Below are 18,000 nucleotides of genomic sequence, written 5' to 3' on the forward strand. Positions count from 1 at the left end.
AGGTCGCGGTGTACCGACGAAGCAGGCGCGGCGCAGCGTACATGCCGAAGCGCAGATGCAGCGCAGGCTGCACTCATGCGCGCCGATGCTTGAAGCAGATACGATGAGCATCTTGGGACTGAGGATTGTAGGTGAACGAAAATAACCTACCAAGCTAGTGATTGTTCCGAGCAGCTTCTAAGCAAATCAACCAAGCAAGTGCGTGAAAAAAAATTCGAAAGGGTTTAGGATGAATTCAAGCGATGTCGTTTCGATAACGCGCGTTGAGACGACCAAGGCTTTCTGACTTCGGCGAGGAGGTAGCATGGATATCTACAGCAGTTTCGCGACCCGCTTCGAAAAAACGCGCGAGGAGGAATTCTCGCTCGAAGAGTATCTCGCGCTCTGCAAGGAAGATCCTGCCACATATGCAACAGCGGGCGAACGCATGCTGACGGCCATCGGGGAACCGGAAATGGTCGACACTCGCCTCGACCCGCGTTTATCGCGTGTGTTTGCAAACAAGGTCATCAAGGTGTATCCGGCGTTCCGCGAGTTCTACGGAATGGAGGAAGTGATCGAGAACGTCGTGTCGTATTTCAGGCACGCCGCGCAGGGTCTCGAAGAGAAAAAGCAGATCCTGTATCTGCTCGGTCCGGTGGGCGGCGGCAAGTCGTCCATTGCAGAACGGCTCAAGCAACTCATGGAGCGCGTACCGTTCTATGCGCTCAAGGGCTCGCCCGTAAACGAATCGCCGCTCGGTCTTTTCGATTACGACGAAGACGGTCCCGTGCTCGAGGAACAGTACGGCATTCCGCGCCGTTACCTGAAGAGCATTCTTTCGCCGTGGGCTGTAAAGCGCCTGCACGAATACAACGGCGATATCCGCAAGTTTCGCGTCGTGCGCCGCTATCCTTCGATCCTTCGGCAAATCGGCATCGCGAAGACGGAACCGGGCGACGAGAACAATCAGGACATCTCCTCGCTCGTCGGCAAGGTGGACATTCGCAAGCTCGAAACGTACTCGCAGGATGACGCCGATGCTTACAGCTATTCCGGCGGCCTGTGCCTTGCGAATCAGGGCTTGCTCGAATTCGTCGAAATGTTCAAGGCGCCGATCAAGGTGCTGCATCCGCTTCTGACCGCCACGCAGGAAGGCAACTTCAAGGGCACGGAAGGATTCGGCGCCATTCCGTTCGACGGCGTGATTCTCGCGCACTCGAACGAATCGGAATGGAAGGCTTTCCGCAACAACAAGAACAACGAGGCGCTGCTCGATCGTATCTTCGTGGTGAAGGTGCCGTACTGCCTGCGCTATAGCGAAGAGGTGAAGATCTACGAGAAGCTCTTGCGCAATTCTTCGCTTGCCGAAGCGGTATGCGCGCCCGGCACGCTCAAGATGATGGCGCAGATGGCCGTGCTCACGCGCCTGCACGAGCCGGAGAATTCGAGCCTCTTCTCGAAGATGCAGGTCTATGACGGCGAGAACCTGAAGGACACCGATCCCAAAGCGAAGTCGTATCAGGAGTATCGCGATTTCGCGGGCGTCGACGAAGGCATGACGGGCGTGTCCACGCGTTTCGCGTTCAAGATCCTGTCGCGCGTGTTCAACTTCGATTCAACCGAGGTCGCAGCCAACCCGGTGCATCTCATGTACGTGCTCGAACAGCAGATCGAGCGCGAGCAGTTCCCGCCGGAAACGGAGCAGAAGTACCTGTCGTTCATCAAGGACGTACTGGCTTCGCGCTACGCCGAGTTCATCGGGAAGGAGATTCAGACGGCTTATCTGGAATCGTATTCGGAGTATGGACAAAACATCTTCGATCGCTATGTGACGTATGCGGACTTCTGGATTCAGGATCAGGAGTTCCGCGATCACGACACCGGCGAGAGCTTCGACCGCGCCGCGCTGAACGCGGAGTTGGAGAAGATCGAGAAGCCCGCGGGCATCAGCAACCCGAAGGACTTCCGCAACGAGATCGTGAATTTCGTGCTGCGCGCGCGCGCGAACAACGGCGGCAAGAATCCCGCGTGGATCAGCTACGAGAAGCTGCGCGTCGTCATCGAGAAGAAGATGTTCTCGAATACGGAGGAACTGTTGCCGGTCATCTCCTTCAATGCGAAGGGATCGGCCGAAGAGCAGCGCAAGCACGAGGACTTCGTGAATCGCATGGTCGCGAAGGGTTATACGCCGAAGCAGGTGCGTTTGCTTTGCGACTGGTATCTGCGCGTGCGCAAGTCGTCTTAAGCACACGCCGCAACGTAGTCGAGTAGCAGTAAAGCAGTGCAGGTCCGCGCCGTCCGGGTTCGATGCTTGCATCCGGATGGCCAAGCGGGCAGATTGCGAGCGAGAGGCGCCGGCTTGCGGCGCAACCATGCGGCGCCTCGCACACTCGCCATTTTTGCGGGAGACTGGATGTGCTGCACCAAATCATCGACCGCAGGTTAGCCGGCAAGAACAAGAGCATCGCGAACCGCGAACGCTTCCTGCGACGCGTCAAGAACTACATTCGCCGCGCCGTTTCCGACGCGGTGCGCGATCGCAGCATCAAAGACATTCAAAGCACGCAGAGCATCACGATTCCGAAGAAGGACATCGCGGAGCCGTCGTTCCGGCATGGCCCGGGCGGCAAGCGTGAATACGTGCATCCGGGCAACGCCGATTACGTGCGCGGCGACAAGATCCCGCGCCCACAAGGCGGCTCGGGCGGCGGCGGCAAGAGCGCGAGCAACGAGGGCGAAGGCCAGGACGATTTCGTCTTCGAGCTGTCGCGCGAAGAATTCATGCAGTACTTCTTCGACGATCTCGAACTGCCGCGCCTCGTCAAGACGCAGCTGCTCGCCGTGCCGACGTGGAAGAACGTGCGCGCGGGCTGGGCGGCGGAAGGCACGCCGAACAACATCGACGTGGTGCGTTCGCTGCGCAGCGCGCTCGGCCGGCGCATCGCGCTAGGGTGGCCGCTGTCGGCGCAATTGCGCGAGATGGAACGCCAGCTCGAACAACTGAAAGAAGAGGACGGCAATCCGGACGACATCGCGCGGCTGGAAGCGGATATCGTCATCATGCAGGGACGGATCACGCGCATTCCGTTCATCGATCCGTTCGATCTGCGCTACATCAACCGCGTCAAGCAGCCCACGCCTTCCAGCAAGGCGGTGATGTTCTGCCTGATGGACGTGTCCGGTTCCATGGACGAGCAGCGCAAGGATCTCTCGAAGCGTTTCTTCATCCTGCTGTATCTCTTCCTGCAGCGGAACTACGAGAAGATCGAGGTCGTGTTCATCCGTCACCATACGCGCGCCGAAGAAGTCGATGAAGACACGTTCTTTCATTCGACGGAAAGCGGCGGCACGGTGGTGTCGAGCGCGCTCGAACTCATGAAGAAGATCATGGACGAGCGCTACTCGCCGACTGAATGGAACATTTACGGCGCACAGGCATCGGACGGCGACAACTGGACCGACGATTCTCCGAAGTGCCGCAAGCTGCTCGCGGAGGACATCCTGCCGAAGGTGCGGTATTTTGCGTATATTCAAGTCGCGCCAGAAGAGCAGAACCTGTGGTTGGAGTATGCTCAACTTGCGGCCGGCGCGCCTGAACTGGCGATGAAGAAGGTCGATTCGGCCTCGGACATTTATCCGGTGTTCCGCGAACTCTTCGAAAAACAACAGGCGGCCGCATGACGACGAGGCACGTGAACAACGAAACGCGTGGATATCATCTCGACGGCACGGACGATCGTGCGCCGTCGAAACTCGGACCGGAAGCGGGGCAACGCAATGCGTCCGCCACGACGCACGAGGTAAGCATGAACGTTGCAGAAAAACGGCGGCCGCTGCCATGCCCATCGGACTGGAGCGTCGAGCTGATCGAGGAGTACGACGCCGAAATCTCGCGCGTCGCGAATCGCTACGGGCTCGACGTGTACCCGATCCAGCTCGAAATCATCAGCGCCGAGCAGATGATGGATGCGTACGCGTCCGTCGGCATGCCGGTGAACTATCGGCACTGGTCGTTCGGCAAGCACTTTCTCTCGACGGAAAAGAGCTACCGGCGCGGGCAGATGGGCCTCGCGTATGAGATCGTCATCAACTCGAACCCGTGCATCGCGTATCTGATGGAAGAGAACACGATGACGATGCAGGCGCTCGTCATCGCGCATGCCGCTTACGGGCACAACTCCTTTTTCAAGGGCAACTATCTGTTCCGGCTGTGGACGGACGCGCACGCGATCATCGATTACCTCGTGTACGCGAAGAATTACATCGCGGAATGCGAGGAGCGTCACGGGTTGGATCGCGTCGAGGAACTGCTCGACTCGTGCCACGCGCTGATGAACTACGGCGTGGACCGCTACAAGCGCCCGCAAAAGCTGTCGCTTGCGAAAGAAGCCGCGATGCGCCGCGAGCGCGAGGCGTATCTGCAATCGCAGGTGAATGAACTGTGGCGCACGCTGCCGAACAAAAAGGCGCCGTCCGCCGAGGAAATCGAAAGCCGCTATCCGCCGGAGCCGCAGGAGAACCTGCTGTATTTCGCGGAGAAGAACGCGCCGCTCCTGGAACCTTGGGAGCGCGAAGTCATTCGCATCGTGCGCAAGGTCGGACAGTATTTCTATCCGCAGCGGCAGACGCAGGTCATGAACGAAGGCTGGGCCACGTTCTGGCACTACACGCTGCTGAACACGCTCTACAACGAAGGCCGGCTAGAAGACGGCTTCATGATGGAGTTCCTGCACTCGCATTCGAACGTGGTCTATCAGCCGCCGGTGACGAAGCCGTATTACAGCGGCATCAACCCGTATGCGCTCGGCTTTTCGATGATGAGCGACATTCGCCGCATCTGCGAGAACCCGACGGACGAAGACCGCGAGTGGTTCCCCGATCTCGCAGGCAGCGACTGGCTCGAATCGCTGCACTACGCGATGCGCAACTTCAAGGACGAGAGCTTTATCGCGCAGTATCTGTCTCCGCATTTGATCCGCGAGATGCGCCTTTTCTCAATTCTCGACGACGACATGCGCGACGCGCTCGAAGTCTCGGCCATTCACGACGAAAGCGGCTATCGCTATGTGCGGCAAGCGCTGTCGCGACAGTACGACATTCATCATCGCGAGCCGAACATTCAGGTTTATTCGGTGAACACGCGCGGCGACCGCAGTCTCACGCTGCGTCACTTCATGACCGACAACCGCCATCTGTCGAACGACAGCGACGAAGTGCTCAAGCACATGGCGCGCTTGTGGCAGTTCGACGTGTATCTGGAAAGCGTCGATGAAAACGGCACGGTGAGGAAGCGCTTCGACTGCCGGTACACCGCGCCGAACTCGCGCTGATCGAGAAAAGTTTGCAATGAGAAATGGCTCCTTCGCGGAGCCATTTTTCTTGGCTATTGCGGGTCCTCATCCTGCGAAAAGATATCCCAGCTCGCCATGAACAACGCGGCCACGAGCGGCCCGATCACGAAGCCGTTGATGCCGAACAACGCCATGCCGCCGAGCGTCGAGATGAGCACGACCCAGTCAGGCATCTTCGTGTCTTTGCCGACGAGAATCGGGCGCAGCACGTTATCCACGAGCCCGATCACGACCACGCAGAACGCCACCAGCACCAGCCCGCGCCAGATTTCGCCGGTCATAAAAAAGTAAAGCGCGGCCGGCGCCCAGACGAGCGCCGCGCCCACCGCCGGCAAGAGCGACAGAAACGCCATCAGCACGCCCCAGAGCAAAGAGCCGTTGATGCCGAGAATCCAGAAGATCAGCCCGCCTAGAAAGCCCTGCACGGCAGCCACCGCGATGTTGCCCTTGACCGTCGCGCGCACGACGGTCGTGAACTTCGCGATCAGATGCTGCTTCGGCGCCGGGTCGAGCGGAAGCGCGCGGCGGATGCGTCGCCCGATCTCGCCGCCATCGCGCAGCAGGAAAAACACGAGATAGAGCATCACGCCGAAGCTCACGATGAACTGGAACGTGTTCTGACCGATGAGCAGCGCCTGCGCCGCCGCGAACTGGCTGATGCGCGAGGCGCCTTCCATCAGCTTGCTTTGCACGCCGCCGATGTCGTCGAGGCCGTAACGCCCGAGCAGTTGCTGCACGGACGCCGGCAGCGCATGAAGCACATGCTGAAAGTACATGCCGAAGTTCAGATCGCCGCTCTTGATGCGCGTATAGACCAGCGCGACTTCCTGCACGAGCGTCACCGCGACCACCGACACCGGAATGATGACGATGAGAATGGCGGCAGCGAGCGTCGTCAGGGCGGCGAGGTTGCGGCGCTTGCCGAAGCGCACGGTGAGCCAGCGCTGCATCGGCTGAAAAAGCAGCGCGAGTATCGCGCCCCAGAAGATCGCGCCGAAGAACGGCAGCAGCACCCAGCCGAGCGCGACGGTCACGACGAACAGCAGGATATGAAAGAAGTTCTGGTGAACGGACTGGTTGTTGTTCATGAGCGGCGAGGGGAGAAGGCAAAAAAGCGGGCAGGGCGAGGGTTAGCGGGCCATGCTAGCACGCTCTGTCGGCGAGCTTTGACGCACGCTACGAGCACGAAGCTCGCCTGACGTTCGTGAGATGCGCGGTTCGGTCGTCCGCATCGACTAAAATCCGGCTTCCATTTCTTGCAGACGGCTTCCGGCCACGTCCGGACGGCTTACATCTGCGCCACGCATCGAACCATGAATCCAGGCGTCGTCTACGCATTCGCGGCTTTTGCCATCTGGGGTCTTTTCCCGATCTACTTCAAGGCGCTGCATTCGATCGGCGCGATCGAAATGCTCGCGCACCGCATGGCGTGGTCGATGCTCTTCCTGCTGATCGTGCTGACCGCGCGCCGTCAATGGCAATGGCTCGTGCCCGTGCTGCGCGACAAGCGGCTGCTCGCGCGTTTCGCGGCGAGCGCGGTGCTGCTCTCCGCGAACTGGGGCATCTATATCTGGGCGGTGAACGCGGGGCGCATCGTCGAGGCGAGTCTCGGTTACTTCATCAATCCGCTCGTCAACGTGCTGTTCGGCATGGCGTTCCTGCACGAACGCCTGCGGCCGGTGCAGTGGATCGCGGTGATTGTCGCCGCGCTGGGCGTCGCGTGGCTTACATGGGTCAACGGCGCGCCGCCCTGGATCAGCTTCGCGCTTGCGCTCACGTTCGGCGGCTATGGCCTGCTGCGCAAGACCGCCTCGCTCGGCGCGCTCGAAGGCCTGACGCTCGAAACCATGCTGCTGTGTCCGGCCGCGCTACTCTATCTCTTCGTGCTCGGCTCGCACGGAGGAAGCGGCTTCGCGCACGCGACGATCGGCGTGAAGCTGCTGCTCGCGGCGGCCGGACCGGTGACGGCCGTGCCGCTTCTGCTGTTTGCCGCCGGCGCGCGGCGCATTCCGCTGTCGATGCTCGGGCTCATTCAATACATCACGCCGTCGCTGCAACTGCTGATCGGCGTGGCGATCTATCAGGAGGCGTTCGGGCACGATCAGCTGATCGGTTACGGCGCCATCTGGGCCGCGCTCGCGCTCTATTCGCTCGAAGGCGTCTACTCGGCGCGGCGAGCGCGTGTAGCTTGAGCCGACCGATGCCGGTCAGCGCCGTTCAGCGCGATGCATCGCCCCAGCGGTATTCGACGGTCGCATCGTCGAGCTTCGCCTTGACGTCTGGATCGAGCGGCTGATCGACGGCAGCGAGCGTATCGTCGAGCTGCTCCGGGCGGCTCGCGCCGATGATCGCCGACGTCACCGCGGGATTCTCCAGCACCCACGCGAGCGACGTGCTCGCAAGAGAACGCCCGGTCGGCGCGACGATTTCCTTCAGCTTCTCGATGGTCTGGAACTCGCGCTCGTGCCAGTAACGCTCCTGATACATCTCGCCCGCCTTGCCCACGGTCGCGGTGAAGCGGCCCTCCGAAGGCGCCGCGCCGTGCTTGTGCTTGCCCGTCAGCAGTCCGCCCGCGAGCGGGTTGTACGGAATCACGGCGAGCCCTTCTTCGGTTGCGAGCGGCAGCAACTCGCGCTCGATCTGCCGGAACAGCAGGTTGTAGCGCGGCTGCACCGAGACGAAGCGCGCGGTACGCAGCACGTCGGCGCGGCCGAGCGCCCGCGCGAGCCGGTACGCCAGAAAATTCGACACGCCGATATAACGCGCCTTGCCGTGCCGCACGATCACGTCGAGTGCCTCGAGCGTTTCGTCGAGCGGCGTGTCGCGGTCGTCCATATGCAGTTGATACAGATCGACGTAATCGGTGTTCAGGCGCCTGAGCGACGCGTCGATGGCATCGAGCAGGTGCTTGCGCGACGCGCCCTTGTTCCAGTCGAGCGGTCCCATCACGCCGACGGCCTTGGTCGCGAGGATGAACTGGTCGCGCTTGCCCGCAAGCCATCGCCCGACGATCTCCTCCGTGCGGCCGACGATATTTTGCGTGCCGCCGAGCGGATACACATCGGCGGTATCGATGAAATTGACGCCTGCCTCGCTCGCGCGATCCATGATGCTGCGCGACACGTTCTCGTCGGTCTGCAGACCGAAAGTCATCGTGCCCAGGGTGAGACGCGATACGGTGAGTCCGGTGCTGCCGAATTTGCGGTATTGCACGGTTGCGCTCCAGAAGAAGGGAAGAAGGCGTGCGGCAACGGGCAGGATAGCCCGTACCGTGCGCGCCTGCTTATCGTGCGGCGGGCGTCGGCGCGGACGTGCGCGGCGCGGAATCGAGCCGGCGAAACACCGCGCCCGACAGCAGCGTGACCACGCCCATGCACACGAAGCTCAGTTTGAAGCCGAGCGACGCCGATCCGAAGTGTCCTTCGAAGACCTGCACGAGCGAGCCGCCGATCGACACGCCGAGCCCGATGGCGAGCATCTGCACCATCGAGAACAGGCTGTTGCCGCTGCCCGCGTCCTGCTTCGACAAGCCCTTGAGCGTGACGCTGTTCATCGCGGCGAACTGCATCGAGTTGCAGGCGCCGAAGATCGCGAGAATCGCGATTTCGGCGGCGAGCGGCAGTGACGGCGAGAAAGCCGCGAACGCGACGATCGACGCGCCGACGAGCGCCGTGTTCACCAACAGGAACGTGTCGTAGCCATAGCGCTTGACGAGCCGCGCGATCCAGCGCTTCGAGACGGTGCCCGCAATCGCGATGGGCAGCATCATGAGCCCGGAATGCAGCGGGCTATAGCCGAGTTCCAGCTGCATCATGAGCGGCAGCAGAAACGGCACCGCGCTCGAACCGATGCGGCACAGCAGATTGCCGATCAGACCGACGCTGAAGTTGGGCTCGCGAAAGAGCGCGAGCTTGAAGAGCGGGTTGCGCCGGTGACGCGCATACGGAATGTAGGCGAAGGCGGATATCGCCGCGAGCGCGAAAAGCGCCGCCGACAGCGCGCCGCGATGCGTCTCGACGGGGGGATCGAGCGCGAGCGAAAACGCGACCATGCACAGCGAGAGCAAGCCGCAGCCGATGAAGTCGAAGGGCGGCGCGTCGTGCAGCGTGTCGTGGGGCAGGAAACGCTGCACCGCATAGAGGCCGGCCGCGCCGATCGGCACGTTGATGAGGAAGATCCAATGCCATGTGAACGACTGGACGAACCATCCGCCGAGCGTCGGGCCGAGAATCGGGCCGACTTGTCCGGCGACGGAAATCATCGCCAGCGCGGAGACATACGCTTCGCCGCTGACGGCACGCAACACCGCGAGGCGGCCGATCGGCAGCAGCATCGAGCCGCCGATGCCTTGCAGCACGCGCGCGAAGACGAGCTGGTTGAGCGAATGCGCGCCCGCGCAGGCGAGCGATCCGACGACGAACAAGCTGATCGACACGAAGTACACGCGCCGCGTGCCGAAGCGGTCGGCGAGCCAGCCGGAGGCCGGCGTGAAGAGCGCCATCGTGAGCGTGTAGGCGACGACGATCGACTGCATCGCAAGCGGCGCGGCGTGCAGGTCCCGCGCGATGGAAGGCAGCGCCGTGTTGACGATCGTCGTATCGAGCGCCTGCATGAAGAAGCCCACGGCGACGATCCACAAAAGCGCCGTGTGCGAAGACTGTCTGGTCATGAGGGAGGGAGCTTGGCGTCGCGCTGGAACCGTTTTCAGCGCATCTGTGAAATCTTAGTGACTGCGAGCGTTATCGGGAAGACCGCTAACCGCATTGACTGTGATCGCCTTTGGCGATAACAATGCCGCATGCTCAATCCGCTCTGGCTGAACACTTTCGCGACGGTGGCCGCGTCGCACAGTTTCACCGAAGCGGGGCGGCAACTCGGCTTGCGTCAATCCAGCGTGTCGGAGCATATCCGGCGCCTGGAGGAGAGCGTGGGCCGGCGGCTTTTCCTGCGCGACACGCACTCGCTCGCGCTGACCGCCGACGGCGAAGCGATGCTCGTCCACGCCCGCGTCATTCTGGAAGCGATGTCGCATGCCGAATCGCAGTTCCGCTCGCCTCGACTGCGCGGACGGGTGCGGCTCGGCTCATCGGACGATCTCGCGCTCGGTCCGCTGCCGAGCGTGCTCGCCGCGTTTCGCGACACGCATCCGGACGTGGAACTGGAAATCACGATCGGCATGACCGGGCGGCTATATCAACTGCTCGACGCGGGCGAACTGGATCTCGCCGTCGGCAAGCGGCGTCTCGGCGATGCGCGCGGCACGCGGCTTTTCAGCGGGCGGCTGGAATGGCTCGCGAAGCCGGGGACCGTCGTCGATACGACGCTGCCGCTGCCGCTGATTCTCGTCGCCGAGCCGAGCGTCACGCGCGCCGTCGTGCTCGATTCGCTCGCGATGAGCGGCGCGCGCTGGCAAATGGTCTGCACGAGCAGCAGCCACGCGGGCTGCATCGCGGCGGCGCGCGGCGGGCTCGGCCTCACGGTGCGCTCGCATTTTCTGGCGGGCCGCGGGCTCGCGCCGCCGGTCAATCGCGCGGACTTGCCGGAGTTGCCCGAGGTGGAGTTCATCGCGTTCGGCGCGAAGCATCTAAGCCGGCCGGCGGAGACGCTGCTCCAGCTTCTGGAGACGAGCGATTTGCGCGGGGAGTGGGACGGGGAGTAGGGAATGCGGCGTGCTTTGGGCGGATCAATCACGTCGTGCCGCCGCAACGCCGGGCGGCGGCCCCGAATGGCTAACCAGAAACGCTTCTTATATATTGAGCGGCCATTGAAGTATCCACTCCAGCCCGTGCTTTATCTCCGCCGTCTTTTCCTCGCCGATGCCTCGCGCCGCGCGTGCCGGGCATTGCTCGTCGCCGCGCTCGCGCTGATACCGCTCTCGCGCGCGCACGCCGCCGCGTACGTGACCCGGCACTGCGAAGACCTCGCCGGCAAGACCGTGCCCGCGTCGATCATCGGCTTGCCGACGCGCGGCGCGCTGATCGTCACGGCGTCGGCGGTCAAGGCGGCCGCGCCGGGCAATCGCAACGGCGAGTATTGCCGCGTGACGGGCATCATCCGCGCGATTCAGGAGACGACGCCGGACATCCGCTTCGAAGTGAACCTGCCGAGCCACTGGAACGGTCGCGCGCTGCAGATGGGCGGCGGCGGCTACAACGGCGTGCTCGTGTCCGGCACCGAGCCGATGCCCTTCGCGCCCGATTCGACGCCGCTCGCGCGCGGCTACGCGACCTTCGGCTCGGACTCGGGGCACGTCGGCAATTCGGGACGCGCGGATTTCGCCGTGAACGACGAAGCCATCGTCAACTTCGGCTTCGCGCATTTGAAGAAAACGCGCGATGTCGCGCTCGCGCTGATCGAAATGGGCTACGGGCGCCTGCCCGACAAGATCTACTTCGCGGGCGGCTCGACGGGCGGACGCGAAGGCTTCACCGTCATCGAGCGGTTCCCGAACGACTACGACGGCGTGATCGCCAACGCGCCCGCCATCAACTTCTCGGGCGTGCGGCTGCTCGGCGTGAAAGTGGGGCAGGCGTCGTACGCTAAGCCGGGCGGCTTCGTCGGGCTCGCGCAGCAACGGCGCGTGTACGAGACGGTGGTCCACGAATGCGACCGGCTCGACGGTCTCGCGGACGGCATCGTCGGCAATGTCGAAGCGTGCCGGCAACTGGAACCGCAGATCATCGCGTCGTTGCGCTGCGCGAACGGCCAGCGTCCTTCGCTGCGCGACAGTTGCCTCTCCGATGCCCAACTCGACACGCTGGAACTGCTGCGCGATGGTCTTTCGATGCGCTATCCGCTCGCCTATGGCGTCGCCACCTATCCCGGCTACAACGTGTTTCAGGGCGTGGACTTCTCCGGCATGCTCGGCCTCGGCGATTCGCCCACGCTCGTGAACCCGCCGACTTTCGCCGCGAACGGCTATCTGTTCGCGCAGGGCGACGCGTATATCCGCCACTTCGTCACGCGCGATGCGGCGGTCAGCGGACTCTCGTTCGATATCGACAATCCCGGCCGCTACCGGCAGCGGCTCGTCACGCTCGCCTATACGGTCGGCGCGATGAACCCGGATTTCTCGGCGTTCATCGCGCGCGGCGGCAAGCTGGTCGCGATGCACGGCCTCGCCGACGAAGTGATCAGCCCGAATCAGACGATCGCGTTCTATCGCGGACTCGTGGAGCGATATGGTCAGGAGACCGTCGATTCGTTCATGCGGCTCTACATGGTGCCCGGCTTCCAGCACGGCAACGGCGTGTTCATTCCCGCATGGGACGAACTCGGCGCGCTCGACGAATGGGTGACGAACGGCGTCGCGCCGGAGACGCTCATCGGCACGGACATCGCGCCGGCCACCAACGGACGCACGCGTCCCATCTGCCGATACCCCGGCTATCCGCGCTATCTCGGCAAGGGACGAGTGAATGTGGCCGCGAGCTTCCGCTGCACGGCCCCGTGAGGGCGGCCGCCATCAGAGCGCGTTCACGGCGGGCGGCACGAAGCGGGCAAGAATGCGCGCCCACGCGGGCCGAACGTGCTGCGCGCGATACGAAGTCAGCGACACCTCGACCGCGCCCTCCGACTCCGACGACAGCCACACGCGCTCGCCGCGCGCAAGCCGCACGACATCGCCGGGCTTGAGCCAGTAATCGTAGGGGTCCTCATGACGCGTGAGCCATATCGAGGCATCCGCGCGCAATTCGGCATCGCGCGCCAGCCGCCACGAGACCATCTGATGCGGCAACACCTCGACATACACGACCACCCGCGCGCCCGACGCATGCAGCTTGCCCGAAGCGACGCCGTGGCGCGCGCCACGCCCTTCCAGCACTTGCGATAGCTCTTCCATCTTGCTCTCCAGATTAGAGCCGAAGACGGAAGGCCAGGCACGCATCGAACAAAAAGGCCCCGTCTTGCGGCGGGGCCTTCGGAATCGACTTGCTTGCCTGTCTCGCTAGCGCACGCGTTCTCCCGATGACCCGCCGATGATGGCGTTCACTGGGTTTTTGATCGCGGCGATGGCGAGGGAAAGGATTGCGTGCATGAAACGCAGTATCGGTGCGAACGCGCGGCGCTGTCAATATCGAGATAGCGGGCGCGTTCGCGTTTTTACGGCGCGGAGCTCACATGCCGGTGTAACCCTGCGGCTTCGTCGCGTTCTTCTTCGCGACATCCGCGTTGGTCGAAACGACGTACTGCGGCGACTCGGTGAGCGTGAGCGTCACCACGCCGTTCGTGTACGGCGCGCTCGACACGTTGCCCATCGCGTCGATCAGCTTCACCGTGCCGCTCGTGCCGGCTGCATCGACATTGAGCTTGTAGGCAGTGCTGTAGGTCGTGCTGAATGCGCCGTTCGACGCCGGCCACACCGCGTTGTTGTGCGTCCAGAGCGCGGTGATGACCTTGCCGTTGCCGAGTTGCTGGAACGCGTAGGCGTACACGCCCGAGGGCAGGTTGTTCACGGGACCGAGCGTGGTGGTGCCGTCGAGCACGCGAGTCATCGCGGCGACTTCCATCGCGGCCGGCTTCGGGCTGATGTTCGTCGTGCCGAACGCGGCCTGCGGATGATCCAGATCGAAGAACGTGCCGTAGCCCGGCTCGCCGGGGAAGTCCGGCCCGAAGAACACGTAGGTCTGATCCGCGCCTTCGCCGAGCAGGATGATGTGCGCGCGCGCGACGACCGCGCCGTGCGCGAACAGAATGTTCGGCGACGGATAGTTCGGACCGTAGTTCGCGCCGATGTCATAGCTGATGCCGGTCTCGGTCACGAAGAGCTTCATGTTCGGCTTGTAGTCCTTCGCCATTTCCGCGCGCAGGTTGCGCATCTCGTTGAGCAGCGAGTTCGCGGCATCGGCGGCATTAGCGTCCGTGTGATGACGCTCCGGCGGATGCGACGGCGACGTGCCCGCATCGTAGTAACCGTGCGTCGCGATGCCGTCGAGATACTGCGCGAGGCCGAGCGGCGCGAGGCGCTTCAGGCGATCGGTGGTGAGCGACGGGAACGGCTCGGCCGGACCCATGACGACCGCGTGAGGGTCCTTCGAATGCAGGCCCTGATACGCCGCCTTGTAGAGCGCGACGAAGTTCGCGTCCGTGTCCTTCCACTGGATGTACGGCTCCCACGTCACCTGATAGTAGTTCGCCGACATGGTCGGGTAGTAGCGCGCGCGGATCGCCTCGGTTTCCTGTCCGACGCGACCCATGTAGTTCGCGTAGTAGTTCAGGTCGTTCGGGATGTAGCTGTAGTCGGGGCTCAGGCCGTGCATGCTCGCGCCGCCGGGAATGCCGTCCAGACGGACGAGGCGCATGAATTTGCCGGACGTATAGAACGGGTCGAGATTGTTCGCGTTCGGGTTGAACGCGAAGCGGCCGTTCGGCTCCATCACGGACATCTGGCGGTCGTCGATCGTCGACGAGATGCCGAGCGCCGCGAGCATCGTGCCGTTGCCGTTGAAGCCCTGCATGCCGAAGCGGTGCTGTTCCTGGTTCGCGTACGTGACGGCGGGAATCACGCCGCCGAGATCCGGAATCACGCCGAAAGTGGCGATGCCGTTCGGGCGCGTGCCGGCCGTCTGTACCTGTCCGCCGTGATTGGCGAGCGTCGCCGAGACCGCGAAATAGCCAGCGAGCGTCGAGGAGCACGTCAGCGTGGTCTTCGTGGCCGCGGCGGGCGCCGGGAAGCTGCCGCTCGCGACCGTCTTGCCGAGCGCATCGGCGATGCTCCATTTGAGCGTGTCGGAGGAGCCGGGGCGCGTCGTGATCGCCACCTGGAACTTCGTGCCGGCGGGGAACATGCGCGAGCCGTCGCTGCTCGGCGTGTCCGCCGTGATCTGTCCGCTGCCGCCCGAGGCCGCCGCTGCCGAGGGCGCGCCGCAAGTCATCGACTGGGCGCTCGCCGCCTTGGCGACCGCAGTCGGGTCGGCCGCGGTGGAGCCGTCGGCCATTGCGTTGGCCGCGTTCGTGACGGAGGCGGGCGAGGAGGCGTCGTCGCTGCCGCCACAACCGGCGAGAGCGAGAACGAGCGTCGAAAGCAGGAAAGTATTCTTCTTCATGGATTCATATGCATGGACCGGACGCGCGCAGGCGACCGGCGACGCCTTCGGCATCGGGTTCGGGACGGGCAGGGAACCGACGTATTCGCCTCTCCCGGCTTCGGGCCGGATGTCGAAGAAGCGAACGAATGCGCCGTCGTGATGGACGAGCGGACGTACAGCGGTGGCCACCGCCCCGCGACGCTCTACTGAGGGCATGCGACACCGGGCGGTATAAATTGCTTCTGGGCAATTCGCTTACCGGCCGACGGAGGCAAATACTACGGGATAATTCAGACAATGGCACGTAACAGCTCGTAACGTCTTGTAACGTACGACAATTACGTCTTTTCGTCTGACTAATGAGCGTGGCGGCCGAAGGTTGCTGTTCAGGCGATGCCGGTTTAACTTTGTCGGCACATGACTTCACGAAAGGAGACCGCCGTGGCTTTTCTGTTGCTCATCGTGGAACCCGTCGGTCAGCGCGCGCAGCGCACGGCAGAGGAAGGGCGGGAGGCGTATCGGCAGATGGTCGAATTCGCCGACACACTGAAGGCGCGCGGCGTCTTGCGCGCGTGCGAATCGCTGACGTCGCTCGCGGACGCGTCGCGCGTTTCCACGGTAAAAGGCGACGCGCGGGTCATCGACGGGCCGTTTGCGGAAGCGAAGGAAATGATCGGCGGCTTCTTCCTGCTCGATTGCGAGACGCACGCCGAAGCGGTGGCGATCGCCGGCGAGTGCCCGGCGGCGGCATGGTGCACGGTGGAGGTCCGCAAGCTCGGGCCGTGCTATCTGTGACGCGGTGTCGATTTCCGCGTGCTTCGATCGTCGTTCAAACGACATCCCATGAAAACGGAGCATCACGCCATGCACAAGCAGATCTTCGTGAACCTGGCGGTTCGCGACCTTCAGCAATCGATGACGTTCTTCAAGGCGCTCGGCTTTCACTTCAACCCGGCATTCACGAACGACGCCGCCGCGTGCCTCGTCATCGGCGAGAACATCTACGCGATGCTGCTCACCGAGGCGTTCTTCAAGACGTTCACCGACAAGACGCTCGTCGATGCGCGTGAAAGCGTCGAGGCGCTCGTGTGCCTGTCCTGCGAGAGCAGGGCGGAAGTGGACGAACTCATCGCCAAGGCCGTGGCTGCGGGCGGGCGCACGCCGCGCGCGCCGCAGGACCACGGGTCCATGTACGGTCACGCGTTCGAGGACCTCGACGGCCATACCTGGGAACTGGTGCATATGGAGCCGGAAGCAGCGTGAGCGCGTCGTCGGACGAACGCGAAGCAGCGACGCGGCGGACCATCGAGGCGGTGTGGCGCATCGAATCGGCGAAGGTGATTGCGAGCGTGGCGCGCGTCGTGCACGACGTCGCGCTCGCGGAAGAGCTGGCGCAGGACGCGTTCGTCGCGGCGCTCGAGCACTGGAGCCGCGAAGGCGTGCCCGAGAAACCGGGAGCGTGGCTCATGACGACAGCGAAGAACCGGGCGCTCGACCGTCTGCGTCAGCACGCGCTGCACGCGCGCAAGCACGAGGAACTCGGCCGCGATCTGGATGCGCAGGAGCGACACATCACGCCCGATTTCGTCGATTCCCTCGACGCCGCCCGCGACGACGACATCGGCGACGATCTGCTGCGGCTCGTGTTCACGGCGTGCCATCCGGTGCTGTCGCTGGATGCGCGCGTCGCGCTGACGCTGCGGCTTCCGGGCGGCCTCACGACGGACGAAATCGCGCGGGCGTTTCTTGCGCCGGAGCCGACGATCGCGCAGCGCATCGTGCGGGCGAAGCGCACGCTGTCGGCGGCGCGCGTGCCGTTCGAGGTGCCGAAGGCCGGCGAGCGCGCGGCGCGGCTGGCATCGGTGCTCGAAGTGATCTATCTCATTTTCAACGAAGGTTACTCGGCCACAGCCGGTGATGACTGGATGCGGCCCGGGCTCTGCGACGACGCGCTGCGGCTCGGCCGCATTCTCGCCGAACTGATGCCGCATGAGAGCGAGGTGCACGGCCTCGTTGCGCTGATGGAGATTCAGGCATCGCGGACGAAGGCGCGGGTGGACCGCGACGGCCGCCCGGTGCTGTTGCCGGATCAGGATCGCAGCCGCTGGGATCCGTTGCTGATTCAGCGCGGTCTGGCGGCGCTGCGGCGCGCGGCGGCGTTGGGCGGCGCGCGCGGCGTGTATGCATTGCAGGCGGAGCTGGCGGCATGCCACGCGCGCGCGCTGAGCGCCGCCGAGACCGACTGGCCGATGATCGTCGCGCTTTACGATGCGCTGATGGAGGTGGCGCCGACGCCGGTGGTCGAGCTCAACCGCGCGGTCGCGGTGAGCATGGCGTCGGGGCCAGAGGCGGCGCTCGCCATCGTCGACCGGTTACGGGATGCGGCCGCGTTGGAGAATTATCACTGGTTGCCCGGCGTGCGCGCGGATTTGCTGGCGCGACTTGGTCGCGTGGATGAGGCGCGGGACGAGTTCATGCGGGCGGCGGGGCTGGCGAGAAATGCACGGGAGCGGGAGTTTTTGTTGAAGCGGAGTCGGGAGATGGGTTGATTGCTGGGCGACGGCTACGTCATTTGACATAAGATAAATTAGCACATTTTTAGTTAGCCGTTTAATTGATGATCGGCGACCGCTTATGCC

15 protein-coding genes are annotated in these 18,000 nt (G+C 63.6%); 10 read left to right on the forward strand and 5 right to left on the reverse strand.

The window, feature by feature from the left end; genetic code table 11:
• Positions 1–304: 304 nt before the first annotated feature.
• From NCR34_RS07405 to NCR34_RS07415, 3 genes are all read left to right on the forward strand, one after another.
• Positions 305–2,227: a PrkA family serine protein kinase gene (locus NCR34_RS07405; RefSeq protein ID WP_248322230.1), complete on the forward strand. Its 1,923-nt coding sequence runs from the start codon at positions 305–307 to the stop codon at positions 2,225–2,227.
• A 170-nt stretch (positions 2,228–2,397) separates the two neighbouring features.
• A complete protein-coding gene (locus NCR34_RS07410; protein ID WP_175940321.1) occupies positions 2,398–3,663 on the forward strand; it encodes a YeaH/YhbH family protein in 1,266 nt (421 codons plus the stop codon).
• A complete protein-coding gene (locus NCR34_RS07415; RefSeq protein ID WP_175940322.1) occupies positions 3,660–5,312 on the forward strand; it encodes a SpoVR family protein in 1,653 nt (550 codons plus the stop codon). Before NCR34_RS07410 ends, NCR34_RS07415 begins: the two co-directional genes overlap by 4 nt.
• Before the next feature lie 53 nt (positions 5,313–5,365).
• On the opposite strand, the gene NCR34_RS07420 is transcribed toward NCR34_RS07415, so the two are convergent.
• Positions 5,366–6,421: an AI-2E family transporter gene (locus NCR34_RS07420; protein ID WP_250499487.1), complete on the reverse strand. Its 1,056-nt coding sequence runs from the start codon at positions 6,419–6,421 to the stop codon at positions 5,366–5,368.
• Positions 6,422–6,646: 225 nt separating this feature from the next.
• Here NCR34_RS07420 and rarD point away from each other — a divergent pair, with 225 nt between their 5' ends.
• A complete protein-coding gene (rarD, locus tag NCR34_RS07425; protein ID WP_250499488.1) occupies positions 6,647–7,525 on the forward strand; it encodes an EamA family transporter RarD in 879 nt (292 codons plus the stop codon).
• A gap of 25 nt (positions 7,526–7,550) precedes the next feature.
• On the opposite strand, the gene NCR34_RS07430 is transcribed toward rarD, so the two are convergent.
• Both NCR34_RS07430 and NCR34_RS07435 read right to left on the reverse strand, forming a co-directional pair.
• Positions 7,551–8,546: an aldo/keto reductase gene (locus NCR34_RS07430; RefSeq protein WP_250499489.1), complete on the reverse strand. Its 996-nt coding sequence runs from the start codon at positions 8,544–8,546 to the stop codon at positions 7,551–7,553.
• A 70-nt stretch (positions 8,547–8,616) separates the two neighbouring features.
• The gene (locus NCR34_RS07435; RefSeq protein WP_250499490.1) at positions 8,617–10,002 is read right to left on the reverse strand and encodes a DHA2 family efflux MFS transporter permease subunit; all 1,386 of its coding nucleotides are present in this window, start codon (positions 10,000–10,002) and stop codon (positions 8,617–8,619) included.
• A 129-nt stretch (positions 10,003–10,131) separates the two neighbouring features.
• Between NCR34_RS07435 and NCR34_RS07440 the strand changes: the two genes are divergently transcribed.
• Both NCR34_RS07440 and NCR34_RS07445 read left to right on the forward strand, forming a co-directional pair.
• Entirely contained in the window at positions 10,132–10,992 is an 861-nt protein-coding gene (locus NCR34_RS07440) for a LysR family transcriptional regulator (protein ID WP_250499491.1), read from the forward strand.
• A gap of 183 nt (positions 10,993–11,175) precedes the next feature.
• On the forward strand, positions 11,176–12,786 hold the full coding sequence (locus NCR34_RS07445) for a tannase/feruloyl esterase family alpha/beta hydrolase (RefSeq protein WP_250499524.1): 1,611 nt from the start codon (positions 11,176–11,178) through the stop codon (positions 12,784–12,786).
• 12 nt (positions 12,787–12,798) lie between these two features.
• Here NCR34_RS07445 and NCR34_RS07450 read toward each other — a convergent pair whose 3' ends face one another.
• Together NCR34_RS07450 and NCR34_RS07455 are read right to left on the reverse strand one after the other, a co-directional pair.
• Positions 12,799–13,176 carry a DUF2917 domain-containing protein gene (locus tag NCR34_RS07450; protein ID WP_250499492.1) on the reverse strand — a complete coding sequence of 126 codons (378 nt, stop codon included), beginning with the start codon at positions 13,174–13,176 and terminating at the stop codon, positions 12,799–12,801.
• 274 nt (positions 13,177–13,450) lie between these two features.
• On the reverse strand, positions 13,451–15,379 hold the full coding sequence (locus NCR34_RS07455) for a hypothetical protein (protein ID WP_250499493.1): 1,929 nt from the start codon (positions 15,377–15,379) through the stop codon (positions 13,451–13,453).
• 12 nt (positions 15,380–15,391) lie between these two features.
• On the opposite strand from NCR34_RS07455, the gene NCR34_RS07460 reads away from it, so the two are divergent.
• From NCR34_RS07460 to NCR34_RS07475, 4 genes are all read left to right on the forward strand, one after another.
• Positions 15,392–15,571 carry a hypothetical protein gene (locus NCR34_RS07460; RefSeq protein WP_250499494.1) on the forward strand — a complete coding sequence of 60 codons (180 nt, stop codon included), beginning with the start codon at positions 15,392–15,394 and terminating at the stop codon, positions 15,569–15,571.
• Between the two features lie 231 nt (positions 15,572–15,802).
• Complete coding sequence (locus NCR34_RS07465) at positions 15,803–16,156, forward strand: YciI family protein (RefSeq protein WP_250499495.1); 354 nt, start codon at positions 15,803–15,805, stop codon at positions 16,154–16,156.
• Between the two features lie 69 nt (positions 16,157–16,225).
• Positions 16,226–16,624: a VOC family protein gene (locus NCR34_RS07470; RefSeq protein ID WP_250499496.1), complete on the forward strand. Its 399-nt coding sequence runs from the start codon at positions 16,226–16,228 to the stop codon at positions 16,622–16,624.
• Positions 16,621–17,910 carry an RNA polymerase sigma factor gene (locus NCR34_RS07475; RefSeq protein ID WP_250499497.1) on the forward strand — a complete coding sequence of 430 codons (1,290 nt, stop codon included), beginning with the start codon at positions 16,621–16,623 and terminating at the stop codon, positions 17,908–17,910. The genes NCR34_RS07470 and NCR34_RS07475 overlap by 4 nt, the downstream gene beginning before the upstream one ends.
• The last annotated feature ends 90 nt before the right edge of the window (positions 17,911–18,000 follow it).

This window comes from Caballeronia sp. GAWG1-5s-s, from assembly GCF_023631445.1.
Classification (GTDB): domain Bacteria; phylum Pseudomonadota; class Gammaproteobacteria; order Burkholderiales; family Burkholderiaceae; genus Caballeronia.

Coding starts and splice junctions, on each gene's coding strand:
- NCR34_RS07405 (WP_248322230.1), top strand. CDS start 305: ATGGATATCTACAGCAGTTTCGCGACCCGCTTCGAAAAAACGCGCGAG.
- NCR34_RS07415 (WP_175940322.1), top strand. CDS start 3,660: ATGACGACGAGGCACGTGAACAACGAAACGCGTGGATATCATCTCGAC.
- NCR34_RS07420 (WP_250499487.1), bottom strand. CDS start 6,421: ATGAACAACAACCAGTCCGTTCACCAGAACTTCTTTCATATCCTGCTG.
- rarD (WP_250499488.1), top strand. CDS start 6,647: ATGAATCCAGGCGTCGTCTACGCATTCGCGGCTTTTGCCATCTGGGGT.
- NCR34_RS07435 (WP_250499490.1), bottom strand. CDS start 10,002: ATGACCAGACAGTCTTCGCACACGGCGCTTTTGTGGATCGTCGCCGTG.
- NCR34_RS07440 (WP_250499491.1), top strand. CDS start 10,132: ATGCTCAATCCGCTCTGGCTGAACACTTTCGCGACGGTGGCCGCGTCG.
- NCR34_RS07450 (WP_250499492.1), bottom strand. CDS start 13,176: ATGGAAGAGCTATCGCAAGTGCTGGAAGGGCGTGGCGCGCGCCACGGC.
- NCR34_RS07455 (WP_250499493.1), bottom strand. CDS start 15,379: ATGAAGAAGAATACTTTCCTGCTTTCGACGCTCGTTCTCGCTCTCGCC.
- NCR34_RS07460 (WP_250499494.1), top strand. CDS start 15,392: ATGGACCGGACGCGCGCAGGCGACCGGCGACGCCTTCGGCATCGGGTT.
- NCR34_RS07470 (WP_250499496.1), top strand. CDS start 16,226: ATGCACAAGCAGATCTTCGTGAACCTGGCGGTTCGCGACCTTCAGCAA.